16 protein-coding genes are annotated in these 21,614 nt (G+C 64.1%); 9 read left to right on the top strand and 7 right to left on the bottom strand.

Annotated features, from left to right (window positions below):
- Positions 1-8 precede the first annotated feature (8 nt).
- Positions 9-413, top strand: coding sequence for a YkgJ family cysteine cluster protein (locus tag ABFA30_RS02340; protein ID WP_368815424.1), 405 nt, complete (start codon positions 9-11; stop codon positions 411-413).
- 191 nt (positions 414-604) lie between these two features.
- On the opposite strand, the gene typA is transcribed toward ABFA30_RS02340, so the two are convergent.
- Both typA and thiI read right to left on the bottom strand, forming a co-directional pair.
- Positions 605-2,413 carry a translational GTPase TypA gene (gene typA, locus ABFA30_RS02335; protein WP_225787479.1) on the bottom strand — a complete coding sequence of 603 codons (1,809 nt, stop codon included), beginning with the start codon at positions 2,411-2,413 and terminating at the stop codon, positions 605-607.
- A 117-nt stretch (positions 2,414-2,530) separates the two neighbouring features.
- Complete coding sequence (thiI, locus tag ABFA30_RS02330; RefSeq protein ID WP_225787480.1) at positions 2,531-3,985, bottom strand: tRNA uracil 4-sulfurtransferase ThiI; 1,455 nt, start codon at positions 3,983-3,985, stop codon at positions 2,531-2,533.
- A gap of 495 nt (positions 3,986-4,480) precedes the next feature.
- Between thiI and glnA the strand changes: the two genes are divergently transcribed.
- The 3 genes from glnA (at position 4,481) to ntrC (ending at position 8,766) form a co-directional block, all read left to right on the top strand.
- On the top strand, positions 4,481-5,887 hold the full coding sequence (gene glnA, locus ABFA30_RS02325) for a glutamate--ammonia ligase (RefSeq protein WP_225787481.1): 1,407 nt from the start codon (positions 4,481-4,483) through the stop codon (positions 5,885-5,887).
- 360 nt (positions 5,888-6,247) lie between these two features.
- Positions 6,248-7,333: a nitrogen regulation protein NR(II) gene (gene glnL / locus ABFA30_RS02320; RefSeq protein ID WP_225787482.1), complete on the top strand. Its 1,086-nt coding sequence runs from the start codon at positions 6,248-6,250 to the stop codon at positions 7,331-7,333.
- Entirely contained in the window at positions 7,330-8,766 is a 1,437-nt protein-coding gene (gene ntrC / locus ABFA30_RS02315; RefSeq protein WP_225787483.1) for a nitrogen regulation protein NR(I), read from the top strand. The genes glnL and ntrC overlap by 4 nt, the downstream gene beginning before the upstream one ends.
- A gap of 314 nt (positions 8,767-9,080) precedes the next feature.
- Here the strand turns inward: ntrC and ABFA30_RS02310 are convergent, their stop codons facing one another.
- Positions 9,081-9,518, bottom strand: coding sequence for a hypothetical protein (locus ABFA30_RS02310; protein ID WP_225787484.1), 438 nt, complete (start codon positions 9,516-9,518; stop codon positions 9,081-9,083).
- On the opposite strand from ABFA30_RS02310, the gene trmL reads away from it, so the two are divergent.
- Positions 9,517-9,972 (top strand): tRNA (uridine(34)/cytosine(34)/5-carboxymethylaminomethyluridine(34)-2'-O)-methyltransferase TrmL, encoded by a 456-nt coding sequence (gene trmL, locus ABFA30_RS02305; RefSeq protein ID WP_225787485.1) that lies wholly within the window; start codon positions 9,517-9,519, stop codon positions 9,970-9,972. The two genes, ABFA30_RS02310 and trmL, sit on opposite strands and share 2 nt — an antisense overlap.
- Positions 9,973-10,228: 256 nt before the next feature.
- On the opposite strand, the gene secB is transcribed toward trmL, so the two are convergent.
- From secB to ABFA30_RS02290, 3 genes are read right to left on the bottom strand one after another with little or no spacing between them, the layout of a single operon-like run.
- Positions 10,229-10,714, bottom strand: coding sequence for a protein-export chaperone SecB (secB, locus tag ABFA30_RS02300; RefSeq protein WP_225787486.1), 486 nt, complete (start codon positions 10,712-10,714; stop codon positions 10,229-10,231).
- A gap of 38 nt (positions 10,715-10,752) precedes the next feature.
- Positions 10,753-11,007: a glutaredoxin 3 gene (gene grxC / locus ABFA30_RS02295; RefSeq protein ID WP_225787487.1), complete on the bottom strand. Its 255-nt coding sequence runs from the start codon at positions 11,005-11,007 to the stop codon at positions 10,753-10,755.
- 2 nt (positions 11,008-11,009) lie between these two features.
- Positions 11,010-11,423, bottom strand: coding sequence for a rhodanese-like domain-containing protein (locus tag ABFA30_RS02290; RefSeq protein ID WP_225787488.1), 414 nt, complete (start codon positions 11,421-11,423; stop codon positions 11,010-11,012).
- Between the two features lie 206 nt (positions 11,424-11,629).
- Here ABFA30_RS02290 and gpmI point away from each other — a divergent pair, with 206 nt between their 5' ends.
- The 4 genes from gpmI to ABFA30_RS02270 all read left to right on the top strand — a co-directional run bounded on the left by gpmI (position 11,630) and on the right by ABFA30_RS02270 (position 16,921).
- Entirely contained in the window at positions 11,630-13,165 is a 1,536-nt protein-coding gene (gpmI, locus tag ABFA30_RS02285; protein ID WP_225787489.1) for a 2,3-bisphosphoglycerate-independent phosphoglycerate mutase, read from the top strand.
- Between the two features lie 247 nt (positions 13,166-13,412).
- On the top strand, positions 13,413-14,693 hold the full coding sequence (locus ABFA30_RS02280) for a murein hydrolase activator EnvC family protein (RefSeq protein ID WP_225787490.1): 1,281 nt from the start codon (positions 13,413-13,415) through the stop codon (positions 14,691-14,693).
- A gap of 138 nt (positions 14,694-14,831) precedes the next feature.
- Positions 14,832-16,148: a S41 family peptidase gene (locus ABFA30_RS02275; protein WP_225787491.1), complete on the top strand. Its 1,317-nt coding sequence runs from the start codon at positions 14,832-14,834 to the stop codon at positions 16,146-16,148.
- An 8-nt stretch (positions 16,149-16,156) separates the two neighbouring features.
- On the top strand, positions 16,157-16,921 hold the full coding sequence (locus tag ABFA30_RS02270) for a divergent polysaccharide deacetylase family protein (protein ID WP_368815418.1): 765 nt from the start codon (positions 16,157-16,159) through the stop codon (positions 16,919-16,921).
- Between the two features lie 5 nt (positions 16,922-16,926).
- Here ABFA30_RS02270 and ABFA30_RS02265 read toward each other — a convergent pair whose 3' ends face one another.
- A complete protein-coding gene (locus ABFA30_RS02265; RefSeq protein WP_410045115.1) occupies positions 16,927-21,606 on the bottom strand; it encodes a hypothetical protein in 4,680 nt (1,559 codons plus the stop codon).
- Positions 21,607-21,614: the final 8 nt, after the last annotated feature.

Genomic DNA, 21,614 nt, shown 5'->3' with positions numbered 1-21,614 from the left:
CCATAACGATGAAACCGACCCTGATCGCCGCCGCCGAAGTCGACCGCCTGGATACCTGGCAACGCTATGCCAGCCACATGTGCGGGGGCTGCCATTCGACCTGTTGCACCTTACCCGTGGAGGTGAAGATCAAGGACCTGATCCGCATCGGCGTGGTGGATGAGTTCGAGAAGGACGAACCGCCGAAGAACGTGGCCAAGCGCTTGCAGAAGGAAGGCATCATCGAGCGTTTCAACCAGAAGTCAGGGATCTTCACCCTGGCGCGCATGAGCAACGACGACTGCCTGTACCTGGATCGCAAGAGCCGGATGTGCACCATCTACGACGTACGGCCAGACACCTGCCGCAACCACCCGAAGGTGGGGCCGCGACCGGGGTATTGTGCATACAAACCGAAGCAAACCGGGCGCTGAGCCTTTTTATCGGCCGGGCAAGCCTCGATCCCTACCGGTTGAGCGGACCTTGAGATCCTGGGGCCGCTGCGCGCCCCAAAACGACAACACACCCCTTAACCACCAGCATTGGAACGATGCCCCGCCGTCTCGACAATGCAGGCATGAAAAACCCGGCCAGCCAGCCGGGTTTTTCATGCCTCAAAGCAGCATCACTTGCTCGCGCGCTTACGCTCGTTCTCGGTCAGCAGCTTCTTGCGCAGGCGGATCGACTTCGGCGTCACTTCGACCAGCTCGTCTTCGTCGATGAACTCCAGGGCCTGCTCCAGGGTGAACTTCACCGCCGGGGTCAGCTGGACGGTGTCGTCCTTGCCGGAAGCACGCATGTTGTCGAGCTTCTTGGCCTTGGTCGGGTTGATGACCAGGTCGTTGTCACGGCTGTGGATACCGGCCAGCATGCCTTCGTAGACTTCGTCGCCCGGCGACAGGAACAGCTTGCCGCGGTCCTGCAGGGTTTCCAGGGAGTAGGTCAGCGCGGTACCGCCAGCCATCGAGACCAGCACGCCATTCTGGCGGTGGGTCACGCCACCGGCCTTGATCGGGCCGTACTTCTCGAAGGTGCTGGTCAGGATGCCGGTACCCGAGGTCATGGTCAGGAAAGCGTTACGGAAGCCGATCAGGCCACGGGCCGGGATGATGTACTCCAGGCGGATACGGCCCTTGCCGTCCGGCACCATGTTGGTCAGGTCGCCCTTGCGCAGGCCCATCTGCTCCATCACCGGGCCCTGGTGCTGTTCCTCGATGTCGATGGTGACGTTCTCGTACGGCTCCTGCTTCTCACCGTCCTTCTCGATGATCACCACTTCCGGACGGCCCACGGCCAGCTCGAAGCCTTCACGGCGCATGGTTTCGATCAGGACCGACAGGTGCAGCTCGCCACGGCCGGAAACCTTGAACTTCTCCGGGCTGTCGCCCTGCTCGACACGCAGCGCCACGTTGTGCAGCAGCTCCTTGTCCAGGCGGTCCTTGATGTTACGGCTGGTGACGAACTTGCCTTCCTTGCCGGCGAACGGCGAGTCGTTGACCTGGAAGGTCATGCTCACGGTCGGCTGGTCGACGGTCAGCGGCGGCAGCGCCTCGACGTTCTGTGGGTCGCACAGGGTGTCGGAGATGAACAGCTCGTCCATGCCCGAGACGCAGACGATGTCGCCGGCTTCGGCCTCGGCGACTTCGACGCGCTGCAGGCCCGAGTGGCCCATGATCTTCAGCACGCGACCGTTGCGCTTGGTGCCGTCGTCGCTGATGGCCACGACCGGGGTGTTGGTCTTGATCTTGCCGCGGGTGATGCGACCGATGCCGATCACGCCCAGGAAGCTGTTGTAGTCCAGCTGGGAGATCTGCATCTGGAACGGGCCTTCGGTGTCGACGACCGGGGCCGGCACATGGTCGATGATCGCCTGGAACAGGGCGTCCATGTTGTCGTCCATGTTCTCGTGGTCCATGCCGGCGATGCCGTTCAGGGCGCTGGCGTAGACGATCGGGAAGTCCAGCTGCTCATCGGTGGCGCCCAGGTTGTCGAACAGGTCGAAGATCTGGTCGATGACCCAGTCGGGACGGGCGCCCGGACGGTCGATCTTGTTGACCACGACGATCGGACGCAGGCCGGCCTTGAACGCCTTCTGGGTCACGAAGCGGGTCTGCGGCATCGGGCCGTCCTGGGCGTCGACCACCAGCAGTACCGAGTCGACCATCGACATCACGCGCTCGACCTCGCCACCGAAGTCGGCGTGACCGGGGGTGTCGACGATGTTGATGTTGTAGCCGTTCCACTTGATGGCGGTGTTCTTCGCCAGGATGGTAATGCCGCGTTCCTTTTCCTGGTCGTTGGAGTCCATCACGCGCTCGCTTTCCGCCTCTTTGCGGTCGAGGGTGCCGGAGAGCTTCAGCAGCTTGTCGACGAGGGTGGTCTTGCCATGGTCGACGTGGGCAATGATGGCAATGTTGCGCAGATTCTCAATCACTGTGTGTTTCTCGATCTAGGTATTCGGTGACCGCTGCCCGCAGGCATCGGGTTCAAGGCATTCGGCGCTCAGTACCGGTCGGGAGGACGATGGCGAGAACGGTCGCCATCGTGCTTCCTAGGCGGGGCGATAAACGCGCACATTGGCGTGTCCCTCGCTGAGCAGGTGATGAGCATGCAGACGGCTCATGACACCTTTATCGCAATAGAGCAGGTACTGACGGTTGGCATCCAGGTGCTTGAAGCGGCTGTTGAGCGCATAGAACGGCAGCGCCTGGACTTCGATGCCTTCGAGCACCAGGGGTTCGTCTTCCTGGGCGTCCGGGTGACGGATGTCGAGGATGATCTGGCCCGGCAGGGCCTCGCTCACTTCCTCGACCTCGATGTCCTGGCCCAACTCGTCGATGACGTGGTCGATCGAGATGAAGCGGGCGCGCTCCAGGGCGCGCTCGAGCACCGCCATGTCGAACTGGTTCTCTTCATGGGCGACCCGGTGCGGCTTGGCACAGGTGGTCGGGTTCACCGAGATCACGCCGCAATATTCGGGCATGTGCTTGGCGAACTCGGCGGTGCCGATCTGGTAGGCGGTGTCGATGATGTCCTGCTTGTGGCTGGCCAGCAGCGGGCGCAGCACCAGCTTGTCGGTGGCCTGGTCGATCACCGCCAGGTTCGGCAGGGTCTGGCTCGATACCTGGGAAATCGCCTCGCCGGTGACCAGGGCGTCGATCTCCAGGCGCTCGGCGACCTTGGCCGCGGCGCGCAGCATCATGCGCTTTAGGGTCACGCCCATGTAGCTGTTGTCGACCTTGCCGAGGATCTCGCCGACCACTTCCTCGAACGGCACGCTGATGAACAGCACGCGCTGGCTGCTGCCGAACTTCTTCCACAGGTAGTGGGCGACTTCCATCACCCCCAGCTCGTGGGCGCGGCCACCGAGGTTGAAGAAGCAGAAATGGGTCATCAGGCCGCGGCGCATCATCTGGTAGGCGGCCACGGTGGAGTCGAAGCCGCCGGACATCAGCACCAGGGTCTGCTCCAGGGCGCCCAGCGGGTAGCCGCCGATGCCCGGGTGACGGGTGTGTACCACATAGAGGCGCTGGTCGCGGATCTCCAGGCGCACTTCCACCTCGGGGTGCTTCAGGTCGATACCCGCGGCGCCGCATTGCTGGCGCAGCTGGCTGCCGACATAGCGGTCGACGTCCATCGAGGTGAAGTCGTGGTGGCCGCCGCGCTTGCAGCGCACGGCGAAGCGCTTGCCGGCCAGCAGCGGGCCGAAGTGTTCCTTGCACTTGGCGACGATGTCGTCGAAGTCGCCCAGCGGGTATTCCTCGACCTGCAGGAAGTGGGCGATGCCCGGGGTGCAGGTGAGGCGCTCGACCATCTCGCGCTGGACCTTCTCGTCCTCGACGCGGGTGACCACCTCGAGATTGTCCCAGACACCATCGACCACCAGCTCGGGATCCAGGTCCTTGAGCACCAGGCGGATGTTCTTGCTGAGCTGGCGGATGAAACGCTTGCGCACCGGCCGGCTCTTGATGGTGATTTCAGGGAAGACTTTGACGATGAGTTTCATTGGATAACAGCGCGCGCGGGGCCTGCCGAAAATGAGGGGCGCGAATTATAGCGGAAATTGCTCAAGGTTTGAGCAGAAGGTTTTGGTATTTCGACGATAGGGAATGATTTTCGGGGTGCCTGTACCGCCCCTGTCGCCGGCAAGCCGGCTCCCACAGGGGCCCAAGCCCTGCAAACCGCATCGACTGTTTGACTCGCCCCTCTGCGGGAGCGGGCTTGCCCGCGAATAAGGCCAAGGCAGTCAGCGCAAAATCCAGCAAGCACCATATTGGTGCATCCAGCCAGAAAAACGCCTCTTATAGGTGCAGCCTAAAGCCCCCTAACCCCGCAAAACGCCCGAAACCGCCAGGTTTTATCCCCGCCTCGCCATTTTTGGGCACTGGCATGCAATTTGCTCTCTTGTGAGGCAGGTAAGCTTGGCCGACTATCCGCGCCCGGCGACACCCTTTTTCCAGGGCAGCGGCCCACCGCGCCCTAGACCCATCCGGAGGACAACATGTCGAAGTCGGTTCAACTCATCAAAGATCATGACGTCAAGTGGATTGATCTGCGTTTCACGGACACCAAAGGCAAACAGCACCACGTCACCATGCCCGCTCGCGATGCGCTGGACGAGGACTTCTTCGAAGCCGGCAAGATGTTCGACGGCTCGTCGATCGAAGGCTGGAAAGGCATCGAAGCCTCCGACATGATCCTGATGCCGGACGACTCCTCCGCCGTGCTCGACCCGTTCACCGAAGAGCCGACCCTGATCCTGGTCTGCGACGTGATCGAGCCTTCCACCATGCAAGGTTACGACCGCGACCCACGCGCCATCGCCAAGCGCGCCGAGGAATTCCTGAAGTCCACCGGCATCGGCGACACCGTGTTCGTCGGCCCGGAGCCTGAGTTCTTCATCTTCGACCAGGTCAAATTCAAGTCCGACATCTCCGGCTCCATGTTCAAGATCTACTCCGAACAAGGCTCCTGGATGACCGACCAGGACGTCGAAGGCGGCAACAAGGGCCACCGTCCGGCCGTCAAGGGTGGCTACTTCCCGGTTCCGCCATGCGACCACGACCACGAGATCCGTACCGCCATGTGCAACGCCATGGAGGAAATGGGCCTGGTCGTCGAAGTTCACCACCACGAAGTGGCCACCGCCGGCCAGAACGAGATCGGTGTGAAGTTCAACACCCTGGTCACCAAGGCTGACGAAGTCCAGACCCTGAAGTACTGCGTGCACAACGTCGCCGACGCCTATGGCAAGACCGCGACCTTCATGCCGAAACCGCTGTACGGCGACAACGGCTCGGGCATGCACGTCCACATGTCGATCTCCAAAGACGGCAAGAACACCTTCTCCGGCGAAGGCTATGCCGGCCTGTCCGACACCGCCCTGTACTTCATCGGCGGCATCATCAAGCACGGCAAGGCCCTGAACGGCTTCACCAACCCGTCCACCAACTCCTACAAGCGCCTGGTGCCAGGCTTCGAAGCGCCGGTCATGCTGGCCTACTCGGCCCGCAACCGCTCGGCCTCGATCCGCATCCCGTACGTCTCGAGCCCGAAAGCCCGCCGTATCGAAGCGCGCTTCCCGGACCCGGCCGCCAACCCGTACCTGTGCTTCGCCGCGCTGCTGATGGCCGGCCTGGACGGCATCCAGAACAAGATCCACCCAGGCGATGCCGCCGACAAGAACCTGTACGACCTGCCGCCTGAAGAGGCCAAGGAAATCCCGCAGGTCTGCGGCAGCCTGAAGGAAGCCCTGGAAGAGCTGGACAAGGGCCGTGCGTTCCTGACCAAGGGCGGCGTGTTCTCCGACGACTTCATCGATGCCTACATCGAGCTGAAGTCGGAAGAAGAGATCAAGGTCCGCACCTTCGTCCACCCGCTGGAATACGACCTGTACTACAGCGTCTGATGTAGGCGACGCCTCGCGTCGACGCCCTCATCGAAACGGCCTCCCTCGGGAGGCCGTTTTCGTTTTCGCGTCCCGCTCCGATGGAAAGCGGCAGGCAGCCCTCTCGCACCCTATGCTCTATATTGGTGCACAGAAAACCGCTACGCCCCGCCATGCATCCCAATTTGGGTCAGCAGCCACGGAAAACCAGGGCTTTCTGGCCCGAATTCGCGCAGATCCAGGGCTTTATCCGCAAATGCCGCTTCTTTTCGGAGCTTTGGTTTGTTTCTTGCATTTTCCTGGCAACGAGCGGACACCTGCGCGCCCGCCCCTGTTTACCGCCAGGGCACTCCATGTGCCAAAAGAGGTCAACGACGCCTTATGACCATCAGCGATGCACAGCACCGTCTGCTCCTGGACAACCTGACCACCGCCACGCTCCTGCTCAATGCCGAGCTGCGCCTGGAGTACATGAACCCGGCCGCGGAGATGCTCCTGGCCGTCAGCGGCCAGCGCAGCCACGGGCAGTTCATCAGCGAGCTGTTCACCGAGTCCACCGAAGCGCTCAACTCCCTGCGCCAAGCCGTGGAACAGGCGCACCCGTTCACCAAGCGCGAGGCCCAGCTGACCTCGCTGACCGGCCAGACCATCACCGTCGACTATGCCGTGACGCCGATCCTGCACCAAGGGCAGACCCTGCTGTTGCTGGAGGTCCACCCCCGCGACCGGCTGCTGCGCATCACCAAGGAAGAGGCCCAGCTGAGCAAGCAGGAAACCACCAAGATGCTGGTGCGCGGCCTCGCCCACGAGATCAAGAACCCGCTCGGCGGCATTCGCGGCGCGGCGCAGTTGCTGTCGCGCGAGCTGCCCGACGAGGGGCTGCGCGACTACACCAACGTGATCATCGAGGAGGCCGACCGCCTGCGTAACCTGGTCGACCGCATGCTCGGTTCGAACAAGCTGCCGTCGCTGGCCATGACCAACATCCACGAAGTGCTGGAGCGGGTCGGCAGCTTGGTGGAGGCGGAAAGCCAAGGCAGCATCACGTTGGTGCGCGACTACGACCCGAGCCTGCCGGACGTGCTGATCGACCGCGAGCAGATGATCCAGGCCGTGCTCAACATCGTGCGCAACGCGATGCAGGCGATCGGCGGGCAGAACGAGCTGCGCCTGGGCCGCATCACCCTGCGCAGCCGCGCGGTGCGCCAGTTCACCATCGGGCACATCCGCCACCGGCTGGTGGCGCGGGTCGAGATCACCGACAACGGCCCGGGCATCCCCGCCGAACTGCAGGACACCCTCTTCTATCCCATGGTCAGTGGCCGCCCGGACGGTACCGGGCTCGGCCTGGCCATCACCCAGAACATCATCAGCCAGCACCAGGGCCTGATCGAATGTGACAGCCACCCCGGCCACACCACATTCTCGATCTTCCTGCCTCTGGAACAAGGAGCCACCGCCTCATGAGCCGAAGTGAAACCGTCTGGATCGTCGACGATGATCGCTCCATCCGCTGGGTCCTGGAAAAAGCCCTGCAACAGGAAGGCATGACCACCCAGAGCTTCGACAGCGCCGATGGCGTCATGGGCCGCCTGGCCCGCCAGCAGCCGGACGTGATCATCTCCGACATCCGCATGCCTGGCACCAGCGGCCTTGACCTGCTGGCCCAGATCCGCGAGCAGCACCCGCGTCTGCCGGTCATCATCATGACCGCCCATTCCGACCTGGACAGCGCCGTGGCCTCCTACCAGGGCGGCGCCTTCGAGTACCTGCCCAAGCCGTTCGACGTGGACGAAGCGGTGTCGTTGGTCAAGCGCGCCAACCAGCATGCCCAGGAGCAGCAGGCCCTCGACGTGCCGCCAACCCTGGCCCGCACCCCGGAGATCATCGGCGAGGCGCCGGCGATGCAGGAAGTGTTCCGCGCCATCGGCCGGCTCAGCCATTCCAACATCACCGTGCTGATCAACGGCGAGTCGGGCACCGGCAAGGAACTGGTGGCCCACGCCCTGCACCGCCACAGCCCGCGGGCAGCATCGCCGTTCATCGCCCTGAACATGGCGGCCATCCCGAAGGACCTGATGGAGTCCGAGCTGTTCGGCCATGAGAAAGGCGCCTTCACCGGCGCGGCCAACCTGCGGCGCGGCCGCTTCGAGCAGGCCGACGGCGGCACCCTGTTCCTCGACGAGATCGGCGACATGCCCGCCGACACCCAGACCCGCCTGCTGCGGGTGCTGGCCGATGGCGAATTCTACCGGGTCGGCGGCCATGTGCCGGTCAAGGTGGACGTGCGCATCATCGCCGCCACCCACCAGAACCTCGAGTCGCTGGTGCAGGCCGGCAAGTTCCGCGAAGACCTGTTCCACCGCCTGAACGTGATCCGCATCCACATTCCACGCCTGGCCGACCGCCGCGAGGACATTCCCGCCCTTGCCCGCCACTTCCTTGGCCGCGCGGCGCAGGAGCTGGCGGTCGAGCCCAAGCTGCTCAAGCCGGAAACCGAGGAATTCATGCGCAACCTGCCCTGGCCGGGCAACGTGCGGCAATTGGAGAACACCTGCCGCTGGATCACCGTGATGGCTTCCAGCCGCGAAGTGCTGATCGGCGACCTGCCGCCGGAATTGCTCAACCTGCCCCAGGACGCCGCTCCGGTGACCAACTGGGAGCAGGCCTTGCGCCAGTGGGCCGACCTGGCCCTGGCCCGGGGCCAGTCGAACCTGCTCGACAGCGCCGTGCCCAGCTTCGAACGCATCATGATCGAGACCGCCCTCAAGCACACCGCCGGCCGCCGCCGCGATGCCGCCGTGCTGCTGGGCTGGGGACGCAACACCCTGACCCGCAAGATCAAGGAGCTGGGGATGAATGTCGATGGCGGGGATGACGACGACGGCGAGGAACACTGAGGTTTCGCGTTACCCCACAGGCGCTTTCGCGGGCAGGCCCGCTCCCACAGGGTCCGGCGCCGCACTCAAGCGCAACGGCACACCTGTGGGGCTGCTTTGCAGCCCCGCCTTCGCCAGGATCGCCATCAATCCCCCCGCGCACCGATTCTGTGCCCGCTGCACCGCCCAGATGCATGCTGGCCCGAAAATCCCCCAGAAAAACCGCTCCAACCCCACTATTTCCGGGCTTTGCAAAACTGGCACGGCATCTGCAATAAGCCAGGTATCTCCAGTTTTGGGGACCTCGGTACAGGCAGGCCGGGATATCCCCTCTTTTATTCGTGCAGCCTCACCTGCACCCGCCAGCGCCCCGCCTCCTTCGCACCGGCCCATTCGCCGTGCAGGGGGCGCGCGGCGACCACGGTCAGCAACAACCCTTCCTCGCTTTTGCGCACACGCCAACCCACCGGCTTCCCCTGCAAGCGCAACTGGCCCTGCTGGGCCTTGCCTTCGGCCTGGAACAGCAAGGCCAGGGTCCCGTCCACGTTCTCCCCATGCAACCTGGGCTCGTCGTCGAACCACAGGTCCAGGCCGTCCTGCACCACCTCCACCCGCTCCAGCACGTGCTCCTCGGGCGCGGTCAGGCGGCCGATCATCAGCCCGACCATCAGGCCGACGATGGCCAGGGAAAACAGCACGCGCGGCCAGGCCTTCGAACGCGGGTCGGGTTCGAGGGTAGAATGCTCGCCATCTTCACGCCTGGAGCCGTGCATGTTTCATGTCATCCTCTTTCAACCAGAGATTCCGCCGAATACCGGCAACATCATCCGGCTCTGCGCCAACAGCGGTTGCGACCTGCACCTGATCGAACCGCTGGGCTTCGAGCTGGACGACAAGCGCCTGCGCCGGGCAGGGCTGGACTACCACGAGTATGCCACGCTCAAACGCCACCAGAGCCTGGCTGGATGCCTGGAAAGCCTTGGCCATCCGCGCTTGTTCGCCTTCACCACCAAGGGCTCGCATCCGTTTCATGAAGTCGACTATCAGCCGGGCGACGCCTTCCTGTTCGGCCCCGAGAGCCGTGGCCTGCCGGCCGAGGTGCTGGACAGCCTGCCGGCCGAGCAGCGCCTGCGCCTGCCGATGCGGCCAGGGTGCCGCAGCCTGAACCTGTCCAATACGGTGGCGGTGACAGTGTACGAGGCGTGGCGCCAGCAAGGGTTTGCTTGAGGTGCCGCCAGCTCCGCCGACACACCCCATGAAAAAAGCGCCCCGCAGGGTAATGCTGCTCACTTAAGCAATTGGGGCCGCCTTGCGGCCCTTCGCGGGCAAGCCCGCTCCCACAAGTACGCTGCAAGCCTCAAGGAATGCACGATCCTGTGGGAGCCGGCTTGCCGGCGATGGGCTGCAAGGCAGCCCCAATCGATGTCGCATCAGACTTAAGTGAACAGCATTACCCCGCAGGGTTTTCGTCTCTCGCGGCAGATCACTGCAGCGAAGGCGCCTCGCCGGCTTCCTGCATGCGCTGCATTTCTTGAGCGTACAGGGCGTCGAAGTTGACCGGCGACAGCATCAGGGCCGGGAACGAACCACGGGTCACCAGGCTGTCCAGGGTCTCGCGGGCGTACGGGAACAGGATGTTCGGGCAGAACGCGCCGAGGGTGTGGCTCATGGAGGCCGCGTCGAGGTTCTTGATCAGGAAGATGCCCGCCTGCTGCACCTCGGCGATGAAGGCGACTTCCTCACCGTTCTTGACGGTCACCGACAGGGTCAGCACCACTTCGTGGAAGTCGCCTTCCAGGGCCTTCTGCTTGGTGTTCAGGTCCAGCGAGACGCTCGGCTCCCACTGCTGGCGGAAGATCTGCGGGCTCTTCGGTGCCTCGAAGGACAGGTCGCGCACGTAGATGCGCTGCATGGAGAATTGCGGGGCGTTGTCGTCGGCGGCTGCGCCGTTGTTCTGTTGGTCGGTCATGGCAGATCTTTTCCTAATGGTCTTGAAAAAGGTGTGAGTCAGGCCTCGAGCAGGGCATCGAGCTTGCCCGCCCGCTCCAGGGCATAGAGGTCATCGCATCCACCGACATGGGTACTGCCGATCCAGATCTGCGGCACCGAGGTGCGGCCGGCCTTCTGGCTCATCTCGGCACGCACCTGCGGCTTGCCATCGACCTTGATTTCCTCGAACGCCACGCCCTTGCTCTCGAGCAGGTACTTGGCGCGCATGCAATAGGGGCAGTAGTCGCTGGAATAGACGATGACAGGCTTCATGTTCACTTCACCAGGGGCAGGTTATCGGCTTTCCAGCTGGAAACGCCACCGCTGAGCTTGGCGGCGGTGTAGCCCGCCTTGAGCAGCTCGCGGCAGATGGAGCCGGATTGCTGGCCCATGCTGTCTACCACGATCAGGGTCTTGCCCTTGTGCTTTTCCAGCTCGGCCATACGGTTGACCAGCTTGTCCTGCGGGATGTTCAGCGCGCCGACGATGTGGCCGGACGAGTACTCCTTGCTCGGACGAATGTCGATCACCACGCCTTTCTCGGCGTTGATCAGTGCGGTCAGCTGGCCACTGCTCAGGCTCTGGCCGCCACGGCGGATTTCGTTGACCAGCAGCAGGATCAGCAGAACAAAGAAGATCGCCACCAGGATGTAGTGGTTTGTCGCAAATTGAATCAGGTTAGCAACCATCAGGGGTGTTCCACGCGATTGAAAATGCCGGCCAGTATACACAGCCCCCCAAGCCGGCCAAAGCCCGACGGACCGGCCGCGAAACAGCTTTCATGTCCGGTCTGTGGCGGCGCTGGTCGGGCGCCAGGAGGAATATTCGCCGCACATGGCGTATTTGCCCTAAAATGCGTGTCTTTATCATCTTTGAACAACCGTGAGTGGGATTGATGACGAGCACGCCTAAACCCCTGGTCCTGATCATCCTGGATGGTTTCGGTCACAGCGAAAGCCCCGAGTACAACGCCATCTTCGCAGCCAACACCCCCGTCTACGATCGCCTGCGCGCCAGCCAGCCGCACGGCCTGATCTCCGGCTCGGGCATGGATGTCGGCCTGCCCGACGGGCAGATGGGCAACTCCGAGGTCGGTCACATGAACCTCGGTGCCGGGCGCGTGGTGTACCAGGACTTCACCCGCGTGACCAAGGCCATCCGCGACGGCGAGTTCTTCCACAATCCGGTCCTCACCAATGCGGTGGACAAGGCGGCCTCCGCCGGCAAGGCCGTGCACATCCTCGGCCTGCTCTCCGATGGCGGCGTGCACAGCCACCAGGACCACATCATCGCCATGGCCGAACTCGCCGCCCAGCGGGGCGCCGAGAAGATCTACCTGCACGCCTTCCTCGATGGCCGCGACACGCCACCGCGCAGCGCGCAATCGTCCCTCGAGCTGCTCGACGCCACCTTCGCCCGCCTGGGCAAGGGCCGTATCGCCAGCATCATCGGCCGCTACTACGCCATGGACCGCGACAATCGCTGGGACCGCGTCAGCGCCGCCTACGAGCTGATCGTCGACAGCGTCGCCCAATACAGCGCCGATAATGCCGTGGCCGGCCTGCAGGCAGCCTATGCCCGCGACGAGAGCGACGAGTTCGTCAAGGCCACCCGCATCGGCGAGGCGGTCAAGGTCGAGGATGGCGACGCCGTCGTCTTCATGAACTTCCGCGCCGACCGCGCACGCGAGCTGTCCCGCGTGTTCGTCGAGGCCGATTTCAACGAGTTCCCGCGCACGCGCCTGCCCAAGCTCGCCGCCTACATCGGCCTGACCCAGTACTCGGCCAAGATCCCCGCCCCGGCGGCCTTCGCCCCGGCCAGCCTGGACAACGTGCTCGGCGAATACCTGGCCAAGCACGGCAAGACCCAGCTGCGCATCGCCGAGACCGAGAAGTACGCCCACGTCACCTTCTTCTTCTCGGGCGGGCGCGAAGAGCCGTTCGAGGGCGAGGAGCGCATCCTCATCCCGTCGCCGAAGGTCGCCACCTACGACCTGCAGCCAGAGATGAGCGCGCCGGAGGTCACCGACCGTATTGTCGAGGCCATCGAGCAGCAGCGCTATGACGTGATCGTGGTCAACTACGCCAACGGCGACATGGTCGGCCATACCGGCGTGTTCGACGCCGCGGTCAAGGCGGTCGAGGCCCTGGACAACTGCGTCGGGCGCATCGTCGAGGCCCTGGAGCAGGTAGGCGGCGAAGCACTGATCACCGCCGACCACGGCAACGTCGAGCAGATGGAGGACGAGTGCACCGGCCAGGCGCACACCGCCCACACCACCGAGCCCGTGCCGTTCATCTATGTTGGCAAGCGCAACCTCAAGGTCCGCGAAGGCGGCGTGCTGGCCGACGTGGCGCCGACCATGCTCAAGCTGCTGGGCCTGGAAAAACCGGCGCAAATGACCGGGACCTCCATTCTGGTCGACGGCTGAGCGCCCCCCACAGGTTCTGCGCCAACCTCAAGGGCGGCGCGGTCCCTGTGGGAGCCGGCTTGCCGGCGATGGGCTGCAAAGCAGCCCCAGGATCACAAGGCCCCGCCTGACTGCCAGCACAGGCCGCCAGTTGAGCTTTTTCTTGCCGCTTGCAGCTCGAAGCTTGCCGCTGATACCGCGAAACGTTTTTTTTGCAGCCCCGGGCGGGCATACTAGGCCAGTCTCCATCCCTGGTACGCCCGACTCCATGCTCCGCGCCCTGATCCTACTCGCCCTGTCCTGCCTGCTCAGCCCGGCCTTCGCCGACGAGCGCGCGCAGACCCAGCAACAACTGGACGCCACCCGCCAGGACATCGCCGAGCTGAAGAAGATGCTGGGCAAGCTGCAGGCGGAGAAGTCCGGCGTGCAGAAAGACCTCAAGGCCACCGAGACCGACATCGGCAATCTCGAAAAGCAGGTGGAGGCTCTGCAACAGGAACTAAAAAAGACCGAGGGCGAGCTGGAGCGCCTTGATACCGAGAAAAAAAAACTCCAGAGCGCCCGCGTTGAACAACAACGACTGATCGCCATCCAGGCCCGCTCCGCCTACCAGAACGGCCGCGAGGAATACCTCAAGTTGCTGCTCAACCAGCAGAACCCCGAGAAATTCGCCCGCACCCTGACCTACTACGACTACCTGAGCAAGGCGCGCCTGGAGCAATTGCGCGCCTTCAACGAAACCCTGCGCCAACTGGCCGGCGTCGAACAGGACATCAGCCGCCAGCAGGCCCAGTTGCTGGTCCAGCGCGGCAACCTCGACAGCCGTCGCCAGGCGCTCGAGGCCGTGCGCAGTGAGCGCCGGCAGGTCCTGGCCAAGCTCGACAGCGACCTGAAGGCGCGCGACAAGAAGCTCCAGGCCCGCCAGCAGGACCAGGCCGAGCTGACCAAGGTACTCAAGACCATCGAGGAAACCCTGGCGCGCCAGGCCCGCGAAGCCGAGGAGGCACGCAAGAAGGCGCTCCTGGCCCAGCAGGAAGCCGAGCGACGCCGCCAGCAGCAAGCCTCGGCCAACCGCGAGGAAGAGGCACCGAAAAAGGCCCGCACCACCCTCGGCCCGATGGTGTCCAGTACTGGCGCCAGCTACGGCGGCGCATTTTCTGCCGCGCGAGGCAAACTTCCATGGCCGGTCAATGGTCGATTGCTGGCACGCTTCGGAGATGCGCGAGGCGGCGATGCCCGGGCCAAGTGGGACGGCGTGATGATCGGTGCCGCGCCCGGCACCCAGGTACGTGCCGTGCACGGCGGGCGCGTGGTGTTCGCCGACTGGTTGCGCGGCGCCGGACTTCTGGTCATTCTCGATCATGGCAATGGTTACCTGAGCCTGTACGGCCACAACCAGAGCCTGCTCAAGAGCGCCGGCGACATCGTCAAGGCCGGCGAGGCCATCTCCACCGTCGGCGACAGCGGTGGGCAGGACAGCGCAGGCCTGTACTTCGCCATTCGCCAGCAGGGCCGACCGACCGACCCTGCGCAATGGTGCCGTGGCTAGTGGCCCGGGCGGTTGATTCGAGTGCACGAATCGAGCACGCAGGCCACTAGGCACATTCACTCTCTTACGGCGTAGCGCAGGCCCTGGCTGCGCCGATGCTCCTCGCGGAGCGCCAACAGGATCAGGAGTTCGTTCGACATGCTGCACTCGCCTCGCCTCACCCAGTTGGCCCTGACCATCGCCCTGGTGGTCGGCGCGCCCCTGGCCATCGCCGCCGAACCGGCCAGGCCTGCCGCGGTGCCCGCCACCGAGGTGACGGCCAAGGCACCCCTGCCGCTGGACGAACTGCGCACCTTCGCCGAGGTCATGGACCGCATCAAGGCCGCCTACGTCGAGCCGGTGGACGACAAGACCCTGCTGGAGAACGCCATCAAGGGCATGCTCAGCAACCTCGACCCGCACTCGGCCTACCTCGGCCCGGAAGACTTCCAGGAGCTGCAGGAAAGCACCAGCGGCGAATTCGGCGGCCTGGGCATCGAGGTCGGCATGGAGGACGGCTTCGTCAAGGTGGTGTCGCCAATCGACGACACCCCCGCCTCGCGCGCGGGCATCGAGGCAGGCGACCTGATCGTCAAGATCAACGGCGCCCCGACCCGCGGCCAGAGCATGACCGAAGCGGTCGACAAGATGCGCGGCAAGGTCGGCGAGAAGATCACCCTGACCCTGGTGCGCGATGGCGGCACGCCATTCGACGTGACCCTCGCCCGCGCGGTGATCCAGGTCAAGAGCGTCAAGAGCCAGTTGCTGGAGAACGACTACGGCTACATCCGCATCACCCAGTTCCAGGTCAAGACCGGCGACGAGGTGGGCAAGGCCCTGGCCAAGCTGCGCAAGGACAACGGCAAGAAATTGCGCGGCCTGGTCCTGGACCTGCGCAACAACCCCGGCGGCGTGCTGCAGTCGGCGGTGGAAGTGGCCGACCATTTCCTCACCAAGGGCCTGATCGTCTATACCAAGGGCCGCATCGCCAATTCCGAGCTGCGCTTCTCCGCCAACCCTGCCGACGCCAGCGAGCGCGTCCCGCTGGTGGTGCTGATCAACGGCGGCAGCGCCTCGGCCTCGGAAATCGTCGCCGGCGCCCTGCAGGACCAGAAACGCGCGGTGCTCATGGGCACCGACAGTTTCGGCAAGGGCTCGGTGCAGACCGTGCTGCCGCTGGCCAACGACCGCGCGCTCAAGCTCACCACCGCGCTGTACTTCACCCCCAACGGCCGCTCGATCCAGGCCCAGGGCATCGTCCCGGACATCGAGGTGCGCCCGGCCAAGCTCACCGCCGAGGCCGACACCGACAACTTCAAGGAAGCCGACCTGCAGGGCCACCTGGGCAATGGCAATGGCGGCGCCGACCGACCATCCGGCAGCAGCAAGCGCAAGGAGCGCCCGCAGGACGATGACTTCCAGCTCAGCCAGGCCCTGAGCCTGCTCAAGGGCCTGAACATCACCAAGGGCGACTGACCCAGCCCATGCGCTTGCTGTTGCTGGCCCTGTCCTGCCTGCTGGCCGGTGTCGCTCACGCGGCGCCGGCCAAGGCCTACATGAGCATCATCATCGACGACCTGGGGCAGAGCATCGAACGCGACAACCGCACCCTCGCCCTGCCTGGCCCGGTCACGCTGGCCATCATGCCCGACACGCCCCATGCCACCGACTTCGCTCGCCAGGCCCACAAGGCTGGCAAGACGGTCATCCTGCACATGCCCATGGACCCGGCCACCGGCCCCTACGCCTGGCACCCCGGCACGCCGATCGAGGAACTGGCCCGGCGCCTGGACGCCGCCTTGGCCAAGGTGCCCTTCGCTGCCGGGATCAACAACCACATGGGTAGCCGCATGACCGCCCACCGCGAACCTATGGCCTGGCTGATGAGCGAGCTGCAGCGGCGCCACCTGTTCTTCGTCGACAGCCGCACCAGCGCGGCCACGGTGGCGGCGGCCGAGGCGCAAGCGCAGGGGCTGGCGCACGTCTCGCGAGACGTGTTCCTGGATGACGTACGCACCAGCGAAGCCATCGCCGGGCAACTGCGCCAAGGCATCGAGCTGGCGCGCAAACAGGGCTCGGCGGTGCTGATCGGTCACCCCTACCCCCAGACCCTCGAGGTGCTGGAAAAGGAAATGCCCCGGCTACGGAGCCAGGGCATCGAATTGATCGGCCTTGAGCAGATGATCGCCGAACGCGGCAACCAGGCCATGCCTGCTCATGGCAGGCAAGGCCGTTACACGAACCGCTAAGCCGCTTACGTCAAGGGAATGATGCCTGCCACATCGGCATGCGTCAGGCGCCCCCGATGCACCCGCTCACCACTGACGGTTTCGTAGCGCCGCCCCAAGTGCCGATGGGTCCAGAGCTTGAGGTGCCCATGGGTGAAGTCCGCCAGCGGCGCATCCTGCGAAAGCAGATGAAAATGCGCAGCCCAGATGGCCCTCCCCTTGTCGACACCGGGAGTATTCAAGCGCGTGATCTTGAACTCGTCGAAAGGGCTGGTCATGGCCGACGTATCGCGCCTGACATAATCCACCTTGATCAATCGCTGGTCATGGAGGAAGCGCAAGGCATCGGCGGTCGGGTACTTGGTGCGCGTGTACAGTTCGGTCAACAGGCTGATCCTGAGCGACTCCAGGTCCTGTACCCCGGTGTGCAGACGAGCCCTCACACCCTCGCCCGCCCCCCGCTCGGCCAACTCCGCAGCCGCGTGCTGCAACCGATCCACCTGACGTTGAAGCAGGGCCTCCAGTGCCGCGCCGTTTGCGCCCTCGTCAACATACGCCCTGGCGATGGAGATAACCTCCTGGTTGTCGTTGAGCAAGGCCTGTACCTGCGCATCGTCGCTCCCTTCGTCCAACGGGATCGGCTTGAGCGGCTGGCCAGGGCGCTCTACCCAGGCACCGTCCTTGAAGTCAAAGACCTGCAGGATGTCTCCGTTGAATGGGGCGCGCACTTCATAGACGGTGCGCCCATCTTCCTGTACTTCGGTGGCGATGACGATCTGGCCTGCGTTGTTGTGCAGCACTCGCTGGTGATCGCTGGAAATCCTGTAGGCCGAGTACGTCGGGGATGGAAGCGGCGTACCGTCTTGCTCGGCGATGGCAGCGACCAATCGACGCCCGGCGTCGTCCTTGAGCAGTTGCATGTGCGTCCGGTAGCGCGCGAGCATCGCGACATCGATCATCGCCCCACCCGTACGCTCGATGTACAAGGTACGGATGATCGCCGCGGCATACTCGTCCCATGCCTCCTGCAGGATGCTGATCCTGTCGGCCACATCCAGGTTGGACATGAGCGACTCACCATGAGCGTTGGCTGCACTTCTGAGCCGAGTACCTGCAAGCCCTTCCCTGATCCGCGCCACCCGTCGCTCTCCCGTGGCGAGATCCAGATGCAAGGTCAGTTCCGCCAGGACCAGGGCATGCTGGAAACGAAAGTCGACGGTTGAGTATTTTCGCTCATCGATCAGTTCGGTCACTGTCCGCCGGGTATCCACCATACCGATATCCAGGTCACGGGGTGCCTCGGTCAACAGCTCGTCCAATACGCCCATGGCATCGAGCATACGCTCCTGAAACTCGGTCAACGCTTGTAGATAACCGCGAAGCTCCTGGTAGCCCTCGCGGACTTCCGAGATGACACGTCCCTCGTGCCGCCTCATCAGCTCGTTGATATGCGGATAATCCGCCAGGCTCTTGAGCTCGTTAAGGATAAAGTCACTGTTACGGATCAGGTTGGTCACGACCTGGATCCTCTGCTGCCTTATGCTCTCTTCAAGCTGGTCATTGAGAAAGGAGCCATACTTGGCTTCGAGCATGCTCTCCAGGACACCACGCTGCTCGCGGTCGAGCCGTACCGTGATCTCGAGATGCTCGACAGCCAGCAACCGCTTGGATTTCACCTGTGCAGCGAATTCGGCGCAGCGCTTATCGTAGGAGTCGATCATCCTGTCGGAGCCAGCCCAGTCAAAGGGCACGCTCTTGTCTTCCTCGGCCGCTTTGCGCCTGGCGTTCTCGGCCTCCCTCAATTTTTCGAGGCTATCGACCTTGCCCTGCAAGGTGACGATCTCCCTGCCAAGGTGAGTGAAAACCTCCCCGGCCTCGTTGGTCCTGCGGGTGAGGTCGTTGGAGGACGCGTACAGTCTGCCAAAGGCCTGCTTGACACGCCCTTCGGGCGCGCCCCCTCTCAAGCGCAATTGCGAGTCGATACGCCAGGCCCCTAGCTCGAACGACAGCCAAGGCCCCAGGTTGCCTGCGGCATCGACGACTCGGACGCCCTCCTCCAGCACACTCACGGCAAAGGTTTCACCCAGCATCGTCACATAGCGCTGCTCGCCGAGCTGATAGAGCCCATCCGCCGAAGACTGCAAACCATCGAGACCGACCTTCGAACGCATGGCCATCAATGCCTTGCGCTGTTCCGGCGCCAGCCAGTTGAAGCCCCGATTGCCACGCCAGGAGAAATCGAGCTGCAGGCCCGCCTCGCTCGGCTCCAACGCAAACGCCAACGGCCCGGCCATGCCGACCTTGCCCTGGGTTGGCCTGACACGCATTGCCTGGTAGCCGCCATCTTGCGCGGGCGGCCCATCGAAAGCGGCAGCGCCGGGCAGCGGCTGCGAGCTTGCCGGGGCCTCGCTTGGCAGGCGCGCATGCAACAACGCCATGCCAAGGTTCACGATCAGGTCGACGGTGGCAGCGCTGCGGTCGAATTCGCTGCCTTGCTCGAAAGCCCCGGTATCGCGCTCGAGGCTGGAGATAGCCTGCACGAGCCAGGCTGCCGAAGCGACGGGCCCGCGCAACAGCAGCGTGGCCAGGTCGAACAGCAGCCAGGCGCCCTGGCTGAGGATCGCCCAGCGGCTTTGCGCAGTGGAGGTTGCCTGCCGGTTGGCGAGTTCCAGCAACAGCTCGTAGTTCGCCGTGTACAGCTTTTCATCCACGTCGGTCAGCCACAGGCGTGCACCCAGTGCAGCGGGCTCGGGCTTTTCAGGCAGGTCGTAAGGGTCCATGCCGATGCTGGTGACATGGGGTTCGGTGAACCCGCCGTGGTCATAGATATGCCGCACATGGGGTTCCATCCAGTTCACCATGCTGGCCTGGAGCGACTCGGACTCACGGATACCCGCCATCATCGCCTCGATGCTGGCGAACTGCCGTAGCGGATCATGGCCATACAGGGGGCGATACAGCAGCACCACGGCAGGCTCGGCCGAAAAAAGCACATACATGCCGCGAACCAGGTCATGCTTCGCGGAATGGGGCTGACGCTTGAAGGCGAGCGGGATCAGCGCGATGTTCGGCAACACACTATCGACATGGCCCCTGCAGAAGTCGACGATGCATTGCAGCCCCAGCTCCGTGATCTTGCGATCGAGCTTCGCCTGCAGGGCGCTGAACACCAAGGACTGGCGCCATTCCCGGGCAAACCGCCTGGTACGCTCGGAACGCGTCTGCGGGTCGTTCAGGGCATCGGCCACGTAGCGGGGATAGTTGCCCCCGATATCGACGGCCTGCACCAGCGACTTGAGGTAGTCGGCATTCATCCAAGGCATGATCAGTTGATCGTCCCGATGCCTGATCCCTTTGATGACGGCGCCTGCGAGCGAACTGAGGTTGCCGATGGCGAACTCGGTGAGGGTCTTTTCGCCTGCCGGCTCCAGCGGCTCGCCGCCTCCACTGCCTGTGGCGGCGCCACCCGGCATGCCACGGGCGATTTCAAGCTCCAGGATCAGATCGTCAGGGAAGTAGTTGGCCTCCACCGGGTAGTCCGCCAGCATCCGCTCCCGCAGGCGCTGGCGGGTGTAGCTTTGCAGGTCCAGGACGCCATCCAGCGCCGCCAGCCCGCCGGCATCGGCGTGATCCAGCGCCAGGTCCAACAGCGCCTCTTGGTAGGCGAAGCTGTCGTTGGCCGACGCCCAGTGGATGCCGGGTGGCGGTATGACCGTGGCGCTTTCCTCGATGTAGTAACCCTCGACGAACCACTGCGCAGGGTCGCTGAGGTCGGCGAAAAGGCGCTCCATCTGCGCCACGGTGAGGTCCCGGTAGCGCGCCCGCCCGATGTTGTCGAGCATGCGGGCGAGCAGCAGCGTGCATTGTTGGGCGAACACATCGCCTTCGAGTGCCTGGCGGTCCCAGCGCAGGGCGTCGAAATGGTAGCGAAGGGCGAGTTCGTCGCGCAGCGCCAGGGCAAAATCATCCAGGGTATCGAATGCCCTGACCTGACTCGATGGCGAACACCACAGGACAACGTGCCGCTCATCCCACTCACCGGTGACCAGCAGACCAGGCTGCACCTCGTTGAAATGCCGATCGCCCACCGTCAGATGGGCCTGCACGACAAAGACCGGGGGTTGCTGCGCACCGCCCTTGACCAAGCCACGAATGACAGCTTGCTGCTGCTCGTCCAACCCTTGCAGGGGCAGGTTGCGCAGCAGCGCCATCTTCAACAGCAACTGCAACCACTGATCACGGCTCTTGCCGGAGGTCCCCTGACCACGCCAGTAGTCCACCTGCGCCTGGCAGAAGTGCTCCGTCAAACGTGACAGGAGTTCGTTGAACGCTTCGCTCGTTCCCGCCAGGCGCCGTGTATCGAACGCGCTGTGGGAACCAGGAAAACGATGGGTGTCCGCCAGCCCAAGGTTATGGGCACGCGCGCCAATGGGCTCCAGGTCCAGCGGTTTGCCCTCCAGCATCGCCTGCAGCACCACGTCCACCAAGGGTTCGGTGGTCCAGTACTCGGTATCGGGATCGGGGCTGTCGAGCATGAGCGGATCGGCGTCCACCAGCTTGGGTTCGACATAGGCCAGCCAGGGAAGCTGTTGGAGCAACAGGTCCAGGACCTGCTTGCTCACCACCTGGCGCAGGGTCGGTCGGCTGGCGAACTGCCTGGCGGCAGCGGCTTTGAAATCGAATATCGGGGTCGATGGGTGCGTCATGGGATTGG

This window comes from Pseudomonas sp. HLMP, from assembly GCF_046365545.1.
Classification (GTDB): Bacteria; Pseudomonadota; Gammaproteobacteria; order Pseudomonadales; family Pseudomonadaceae; genus Aquipseudomonas; species Aquipseudomonas guariconensis_B.
Note: the sequence above shows the minus strand (reverse complement) of the source record. Positions and strands in the feature narration are given on the sequence as shown.

Coding starts and splice junctions, on each gene's coding strand:
- grxC (WP_225787487.1), bottom strand. CDS start 11,007: ATGAAGCCTGTCATCGTCTATTCCAGCGACTACTGCCCCTATTGCATG.
- ABFA30_RS02290 (WP_225787488.1), bottom strand. CDS start 11,423: ATGGTTGCTAACCTGATTCAATTTGCGACAAACCACTACATCCTGGTG.
- ABFA30_RS02265 (WP_410045115.1), bottom strand. CDS start 21,606: ATGACGCACCCATCGACCCCGATATTCGATTTCAAAGCCGCTGCCGCC.
- ABFA30_RS02280 (WP_225787490.1), top strand. CDS start 13,413: ATGCTCCGCGCCCTGATCCTACTCGCCCTGTCCTGCCTGCTCAGCCCG.
- thiI (WP_225787480.1), bottom strand. CDS start 3,985: ATGAAACTCATCGTCAAAGTCTTCCCTGAAATCACCATCAAGAGCCGG.
- ABFA30_RS02310 (WP_225787484.1), bottom strand. CDS start 9,518: ATGCACGGCTCCAGGCGTGAAGATGGCGAGCATTCTACCCTCGAACCC.
- ntrC (WP_225787483.1), top strand. CDS start 7,330: ATGAGCCGAAGTGAAACCGTCTGGATCGTCGACGATGATCGCTCCATC.
- glnL (WP_225787482.1), top strand. CDS start 6,248: ATGACCATCAGCGATGCACAGCACCGTCTGCTCCTGGACAACCTGACC.
- glnA (WP_225787481.1), top strand. CDS start 4,481: ATGTCGAAGTCGGTTCAACTCATCAAAGATCATGACGTCAAGTGGATT.
- ABFA30_RS02270 (WP_368815418.1), top strand. CDS start 16,157: ATGCGCTTGCTGTTGCTGGCCCTGTCCTGCCTGCTGGCCGGTGTCGCT.
- secB (WP_225787486.1), bottom strand. CDS start 10,714: ATGACCGACCAACAGAACAACGGCGCAGCCGCCGACGACAACGCCCCG.
- gpmI (WP_225787489.1), top strand. CDS start 11,630: ATGACGAGCACGCCTAAACCCCTGGTCCTGATCATCCTGGATGGTTTC.
- trmL (WP_225787485.1), top strand. CDS start 9,517: ATGTTTCATGTCATCCTCTTTCAACCAGAGATTCCGCCGAATACCGGC.
- ABFA30_RS02275 (WP_225787491.1), top strand. CDS start 14,832: ATGCTGCACTCGCCTCGCCTCACCCAGTTGGCCCTGACCATCGCCCTG.
- ABFA30_RS02340 (WP_368815424.1), top strand. CDS start 9: ATGAAACCGACCCTGATCGCCGCCGCCGAAGTCGACCGCCTGGATACC.